Below are 6,200 nucleotides of genomic sequence, written 5' to 3'. Positions count from 1 at the left end.
TCCAGGAAGTGATCGACAGAAGCACCGGGACCGGGTCGTCCCCCACCGACCGCTCGATCAGCCCGAGGGTGAGCAGCATCGCCAGGACGCTCTTGTCGTCATCGGGACATCGTCCGGTAGCGGTGGACGGACAGCGGCAGGAACACCGCGAGGATCGCCAGCGACCAGATCAGGCTCGCGGCCACCGGGTGCTGCAGCGGCCAGGCCGAGGAGACCGAGGTGGGGTTGCCGAACAGGCTGCGGGTGGCGGCCGCGACGGCGCTCATGGGGTTCCAGTCGGTGACGGGCTTGAGCCAGGCCGGCAGCCCCTCGGTGGGGACGAACGTGTTGGCCAGGAACGTCATCGGCATCAGCCAGCCGAACGTGGCCGCGTCCGCCTGCCCGCCGCTCTTGACCCACAGGCCGATGTACGTGCCCATCCAGATCATCGCGAACCCGAACAGCGCCAGCAGCCCGAACGCCCCCGCCGTCGCCCCCAGGCTCCCGTGCGCCCGCCACCCGGCCAGCAGCACTCCGGTCAGCACCATGGCGGACAGCGACAGCAGGTGCAGCGACAGGGCGGCCACGCTCCGCCCGACCAGCACGGCGCTGCGGGCGATGGGCTGGGCGCGGAACCTGTCGGTGATCCCGCGGGCCATGTCCTCGGCCACGGTGGTGGCGGCAGAGGTGGCCGTCATGGCCATGACCTGCATGAAGATGCCGGGCATGAGGTAGTCGCGGTAGTCGCCGCCGCCCGGCAGGGTGATCGCGCTGCCGAAGACGTAGCCGAACAGCACGGTCATGATCACGGGGAACACCAGGAATCCCGCGATCTCGCCCGGCTGGGCCTTCAGCCGCGAATAGGTGCGGCCGGCGATGGTGAGGGAGTCGTTCAGGGTCCAGCGCAGCGTCTCGTACATCTCTCCGGCTCCTTCTCAGGCCGTCAGGTGGAGGAAGACCTCGTCGAGGGTCGGCCGCCGCAGCGCCAGGTCCTCCACAGGGATGCCGGCCGCGTCCAGCGCGCCGGCGATGCGGACGAGCGACTGCGCGCCGTCGGCCGCGGGGACGGTCACCTGCCGCCCCTCGGCGCTCTCGATCTCCGGGGATCCGGCGCCGCGCAGCAGCCGCAGCCCCGCGTCCACGTCCCCCGGCTCCCGGAAGACGATCTGGACCCGGTCGCCGCCGATCTGCCTCTTCAGCTCGGCCGGTGACCCCGCCGCGGCCACCACGCCCTCCCTCAGCACCACGATCTGGTCCGCGAGCCGGTCGGCCTCGTCCAGGTACTGCGTGGTCAGCAGCAGGGTCGTGCCCTCCTTCACCAGGTCGAGCATCAGCTCCCAGAGCTGCATCCGGCTGCGCGGGTCGAGCCCGGTGGTCGGCTCGTCCATGAACAGCACCGGAGGCGACACGATCAGGCTCGCCGCCAGGTCGAGCCGGCGCCGCATGCCCCCCGAATACTCCTTGACCGGCCGCTGTCCCGCCTCGGCCAGCTCGAACCGCTCCAGCAGCTCGACCGCCCTGCGCCGCGCCTCGGCCCTGCTCAGGTGGTAGAGCCGCCCGAACAGCTCCAGGTTGCGCCGCCCGGTCAGCAGCTCGTCGACGGCCGCGTGCTGCCCGGCCAGGCCGATGCGGAAGCGCAGAGGAGCCGCGTCGCGCACGACGTCCAGCCCGGCGACCTCGGCGTGGCCCGCGTCGGGACGCAGGAGCGTGGCGAGGATGCGTACGGCGGTGGTCTTGCCCGCCCCGTTCGGCCCCAGCAGGCCGCAGACGGTGCCGGCCGGGACGTCCAGGTCGATGCCCTTGAGCGCTTCCGTGGCCGCGTACCGCTTCCGTAAGCCTTCCGCGTGGATCATGAAGACCCCCTTAACACTGTTAAATCTAACAGCGTTAAGGATGCATTGAACGTTGTTAAGCTGTCAACCGTGGCACTCGAAAAAGGCACCATCGTCGCGACCGCGCTACGGCTCCTGGACGAGGTCGGGCTCGACGGGCTGACGCTGCGCCGGCTCGCGGGCGAGCTGGGCGTGCAGGCCCCGGCCCTCTACTGGCACTTCAAGAACAAGCAGGAACTACTGGACGCGATGGCGGCGGCGATGATGTCCGCGCACACGTCCCGCCCCACGCTGACGGAGCCGGGCAAGTGGCGGGAGTGGGTCGCCGGCTACGCGCGCGCCGACCGCGCGATGCTCAACTCCTATCGCGACGGGGCCAAGCTGGTGGCGGGCACGCGGCCGTCGTCCGAGTTGTTCGCCGTGGTGGAGCGGGCGCTGGCGGGGCTGGAGGCGGCGGGGTTCGGCCCCGGGGACGCGGCGCGGGGGCTGTTCACGGTGAGCGGGTACGTGGCCGGCTTCGTGCTGGAGGAGCAGGCCGACCGGACGCGTACGGACGAGGAGCGCGGCATGCCGGACATGGAGGAGTTCCAGGCGGCCTATCCGCGGCTCATGGCGGGCCTGGCGGAGGTGGGCGACCCGCAGGGCGACCTGTCGTTCGAGGGCGGGCTGCAGCTGATCCTCGACGGGATGGGGCTGCGCCTGAAGGCTCAGGACACCTTGGCGGCGGGCGCGGACCAGGTGTCGCAGGCGGAGGGGGAGACGGCGCGGTAGCCGCGCTGGAGCCAGTAGACGCGGGTGGCGCCCTTGCCGTGGCTGCGGTAGCCGTCCTCGTCGCCGCCGGCCCGGGTGGCGTCGAGCAGCGCCGCCCAGTCGTCCTTTCCGCGCCTCAGCGACCCCCACACGCTGCCGAGGAACACCCCGGACAGGCAGTCGGCCTGCAGCTCGAAACGCCGCTTCAGCTCGCCCTGGCGGTCGGCGGGGATCTTCGCCTTGTACTGCCGCCAGACGCCGAGCCGGCTCTGCAGGTGGTGCCCGTACTCGTGGGCGGCCACCTTGAACGGGTAGAGATCGGTCCTGTCCTCGATCCACCGGCCGGTGAGGGGGAACACCAGCGTGCCGCGCTCCATGCAGTAGAAGGCCGCCGCCTGCTCGGGCCACGGCACCCCGCACACGGTGCTCTCGGGCTCCTCGTAGTACCGCACGACGGGCTTGCCGAACGACCATCCGGCCCGCCCGAAGTAAGCACCCCACGACGTGTCCAGACATTTCACGACTGCTGCGAGGTACTCCCGGGCCCGCGGGATCCCCCCGTACGTGATCGCCGTCTCGGGACAGGCGGTGTCACGCAGCTTCCCGGCCTTCTTGGCGAACGGGCTGGTGACGGGGGCGGCGTGGGCGATCTGAGCGGGCACGCAGACGGCCGCGAGGACCGCGACGAGGGCGAGGACGCGCGTGAGCGGGAGGGACTGCACGGAGGGCAGCTTAACGATCGGCGGGAGCGTCTCGAGCTCGGTCACTCCCGCATGGGGAACGGCGACAGAGAGTGAAGGTGATTGACTCTCGCCCATGACTGATGCGGCATTGGTGCTGATTGTTGGCGGTTTGGCGGTCTTCGTTGGGGCGATTGTCCAAGGTGGTGTGGGTTTCGGTCTCGGACTGGTCGCCGCTCCCGTGCTCACCATGCTCGACCCCGACCTCATGCCCGGCGCCATCCAGGTCGTCAACGTGACGCTCCCGCTGTTCACGCTGGCCGCCGAATGGCGGACGGTGGACTGGCGCGGGCTCGGGTTCGCGGTGCTGGGGAGGATGCCCGGGAGTGTCATCGGCGCGGTCATCGTGGTCTACGTTTCCGCATACGCCAGAGGCGTCTTCGTCGCGGTCATGGTGCTCGTCGCGGTGGCCCTGACGGCCAGGGCGCTGAGCGTGCCGCGCAACGGGGTGACGCTCGCCTCCGCCGGGTTCGTCTCCGGGATCACCGGAACGGCGACCGGCATCGGCGGGCCGCCCATGGGGCTGGTGTACCAGCACGCCAAGGGGCCGCATCTCAGGGCGACGCTGGCGATGTTCTTCTTCCTGAGCGCCGCCCAGTCGCTGGTCATCCTCGCCGTCGTGGACGAGCTCCCGGCCCGGGCGCTGACGACGGGGGCGATCCTGATCGTGCCGATGGTGCTCGGCTTCCTGGTGTCGGGGCCGCTGCGGAGGTATCTCGACGGCGGCAAGGTGCGGGTGGCCGTGCTCGTGGTGGCCGCCGCCTCCGCCTTGGCGCTGCTCGCGCAGAACGTGATCGCGCAGCTCGCCTGAGACCGTGAGGCTGTGGGCGGTGGATGGCGGACGTAACGGGACGCTGCTCGACGCGGCGATCGCCGAGGCGCTCGAGACCCACGCCGCCTGGCTGGAGCAGCTGCTCGCCGACGTCGGCGACCCGGCTGTGGTCTTCGCGACGTCGATGCGACTCACCGGCCGGCTCGTCCGCACCCGCCCCCGGCCGGCGCAGGTGATGCTGAACAGCAGGGGAGCGCTGCTGGAAGCGCCGTACGGCCACGCGGTGCACGCCCGCAACGACATCGAGGCGGCCATCTCCGCCGGCCGCTTCGTCATCGACGACGTCGGGGTTGCGCTCGCCTGCACCGCGGGATGCCCACGATACACCTCTGCTTCACCGACCCGAAGGCCTCGGTCGACGACGTCGCCGCCCAGACCGTGCTCAACGTCCTGCGGATGTTCGGCATGGCCGAATCGGAGGCCCGCCGCATCGTGGCACTGCCGCTCCCGGCCGACGAGCCTCCGCCCGAATCGATCTGAGCGACGGGACGTACCGGCGCAACTCATGGGTCATGAGGTTGCGTGATGCGTTCGAGCCATCGCCGCAGGAGGGCGGTCTCGGCCGGTTCGAGGGCCTCGGTCCCGACGAGATCGAGTTGCGCGTGAAGGCGTAGTGCGGCGGCGCGCACGGGGTCGGCGTCGTTGTGAGCGGTCGTTGCGGTGAGTACGTACGAAAATACGGCGTCTCGCATGCGGTGGGACAGTGCGGGGTCGTCGAACAGAGCCGGTCTGGAGATGTGGTCGAGGGCGGTCCCGACGTTCGCGGACAGGATGAGCTGAGCGGCGGTCCGCGGCGCGACCGTCAACGCGCCCGCCGCCGCGCACCGGGTGAGCGCCGCCACCAGCAGGTCCATCACGCGATCTCGCGCCGTTGAGTGGGACCACGGCCGGGGAGCGAACATGAGCTGGTAGAGGGCCGGGTTCTCCTTCGCGAACGCCATGTGACCGTCCCAGCCGGCGTGCAGATCGGCGACCGGGTCGTGCGTCCGCTCCTGAGCGGCCTTGATCGCGGCGTACCGCTCGTACCCGTGGTCGGCGACGGCGTCGAGAAGCCCGTGCTTGTCACCGAACAACCGGTAGAGCACGGGCTGGCTCACGCCGACCGCCTCGCAGACCGCGCGCGTGGCGATCTCGTGGTTCGCGGACGTCGCCAGTTGCCGCACCGCGGCTTCGATCATCGCCGTGCGAAGCGGGTCTGTCGCTGCCATGGAATCAATGCTACTGCCATTCGATAGCGGTGATACGGATCTGTGCTATGGTCACTCCGTAGCACCGATATGGAAAAGCCGTATCGAAGATAAGGAGCTTCCGTGAGTGATCAGCATGTTGCCGTCGTCACCGGCGGCTCTCGCGGGATAGGCAAGGCGATCGCGATAGCGCTGGCGGCGCGAGGCTGCCCGGTCGCGGTGGGGTTCCAAGGGTCGGCCTCGGCCGCGGCGCAGGTGGTCGAGAAGATCACGGCGTCCGGCGGCCGGGCGATCCCGGTTCAGGCCGACGTGGCGGACGAGCACGCCGTCGCGGCGATGTTCGACACGGTGGAGAAGGCCTTCGGCGGGGTCGACGTGGTCGTCAACTCGGCGGGGCGGCTGTCGCTGTCTCCCATCGCCGAGCTCGACCTCGACGACCTGGACGCCCTGCACCGCACCAACATCCGCGGCGCCTTCGTCATGGCGCGGGAGGCCGCGCGTCGCGTGCGCGCCGGTGGCGCGATCGTCACCCTTTCCACCTCCGTGGTCGGCCTGCAGTTCCCGAGCTACGGCGCGTACGCCGCCAGCAAGGGGGCCGTCGAGGCGATGACGCTCGTGCTCGCCCGCGAGCTGCGAGGGCGGGACATCACGGTCAACGCGGTCGCGCCCGGCCCGACCGCCACCGAACTGTTCCTCGACGGCAAGGACGAGGCCACCGTCGAACGGCTCGCCAAGCAGCCGCCGCTGGAGCGGCTCGGCACCCCCGAGGACATCGCCGAGGTCGTCGCCTTCCTGGCGAGCCCGGCGGGGCACTGGGTCAACGGGCAGGTCGTGCGCGCGAACGGCGGGATCATCTGACGACCGCCGCCCACCGCCTCCG

At 70.7% G+C, this 6,200-nt stretch carries 8 protein-coding genes and 1 pseudogene; 5 read left to right on the top strand and 4 right to left on the bottom strand.

Going from position 1 to position 6,200, the window contains the following annotated elements; all coding sequences use genetic code 11:
* Positions 1-98: 98 nt before the first annotated feature.
* Positions 99-899 carry an ABC transporter permease gene (locus tag ACWEPL_RS36650; RefSeq protein ID WP_452438891.1) on the bottom strand — a complete coding sequence of 267 codons (801 nt, stop codon included), beginning with the start codon at positions 897-899 and terminating at the stop codon, positions 99-101.
* Between the two features lie 15 nt (positions 900-914).
* Complete coding sequence (locus ACWEPL_RS36645; protein ID WP_452438890.1) at positions 915-1,832, bottom strand: ATP-binding cassette domain-containing protein; 918 nt, start codon at positions 1,830-1,832, stop codon at positions 915-917.
* 69 nt (positions 1,833-1,901) lie between these two features.
* Here ACWEPL_RS36645 and ACWEPL_RS36640 point away from each other — a divergent pair, with 69 nt between their 5' ends.
* The gene (locus ACWEPL_RS36640; RefSeq protein ID WP_452438889.1) at positions 1,902-2,582 is read left to right on the top strand and encodes a TetR/AcrR family transcriptional regulator C-terminal domain-containing protein; all 681 of its coding nucleotides are present in this window, start codon (positions 1,902-1,904) and stop codon (positions 2,580-2,582) included.
* Here ACWEPL_RS36640 and ACWEPL_RS36635 read toward each other — a convergent pair.
* Positions 2,519-3,328 carry a neutral zinc metallopeptidase gene (locus ACWEPL_RS36635; protein WP_452438888.1) on the bottom strand — a complete coding sequence of 270 codons (810 nt, stop codon included), beginning with the start codon at positions 3,326-3,328 and terminating at the stop codon, positions 2,519-2,521. The two genes, ACWEPL_RS36640 and ACWEPL_RS36635, sit on opposite strands and share 64 nt — an antisense overlap.
* A gap of 49 nt (positions 3,329-3,377) precedes the next feature.
* Here ACWEPL_RS36635 and ACWEPL_RS36630 point away from each other — a divergent pair, with 49 nt between their 5' ends.
* The 3 genes and pseudogenes from ACWEPL_RS36630 (at position 3,378) to ACWEPL_RS36620 (ending at position 4,613) form a co-directional block, all read left to right on the top strand.
* Positions 3,378-4,112 (top strand): TSUP family transporter, encoded by a 735-nt coding sequence (locus ACWEPL_RS36630; protein ID WP_452438887.1) that lies wholly within the window; start codon positions 3,378-3,380, stop codon positions 4,110-4,112.
* A gap of 145 nt (positions 4,113-4,257) precedes the next feature.
* Positions 4,258-4,386: pseudogene (locus tag ACWEPL_RS36625) on the top strand (TetR/AcrR family transcriptional regulator); the annotation flags it as partial.
* Positions 4,387-4,445: 59 nt separating this feature from the next.
* The gene (locus ACWEPL_RS36620) at positions 4,446-4,613 is read left to right on the top strand and encodes a hypothetical protein (protein WP_452438893.1); all 168 of its coding nucleotides are present in this window, start codon (positions 4,446-4,448) and stop codon (positions 4,611-4,613) included.
* Between the two features lie 23 nt (positions 4,614-4,636).
* On the opposite strand, the gene ACWEPL_RS36615 is transcribed toward ACWEPL_RS36620, so the two are convergent.
* Positions 4,637-5,341: a TetR/AcrR family transcriptional regulator gene (locus ACWEPL_RS36615; protein ID WP_363965877.1), complete on the bottom strand. Its 705-nt coding sequence runs from the start codon at positions 5,339-5,341 to the stop codon at positions 4,637-4,639.
* A 102-nt stretch (positions 5,342-5,443) separates the two neighbouring features.
* Here ACWEPL_RS36615 and ACWEPL_RS36610 point away from each other — a divergent pair, with 102 nt between their 5' ends.
* Positions 5,444-6,178 (top strand): SDR family oxidoreductase, encoded by a 735-nt coding sequence (locus tag ACWEPL_RS36610; protein ID WP_452438886.1) that lies wholly within the window; start codon positions 5,444-5,446, stop codon positions 6,176-6,178.
* The last annotated feature ends 22 nt before the right edge of the window (positions 6,179-6,200 follow it).

Source organism: Nonomuraea sp. NPDC004186 (assembly GCF_053603495.1).
This window is presented reverse-complemented; position numbering and strand designations above follow the sequence as displayed.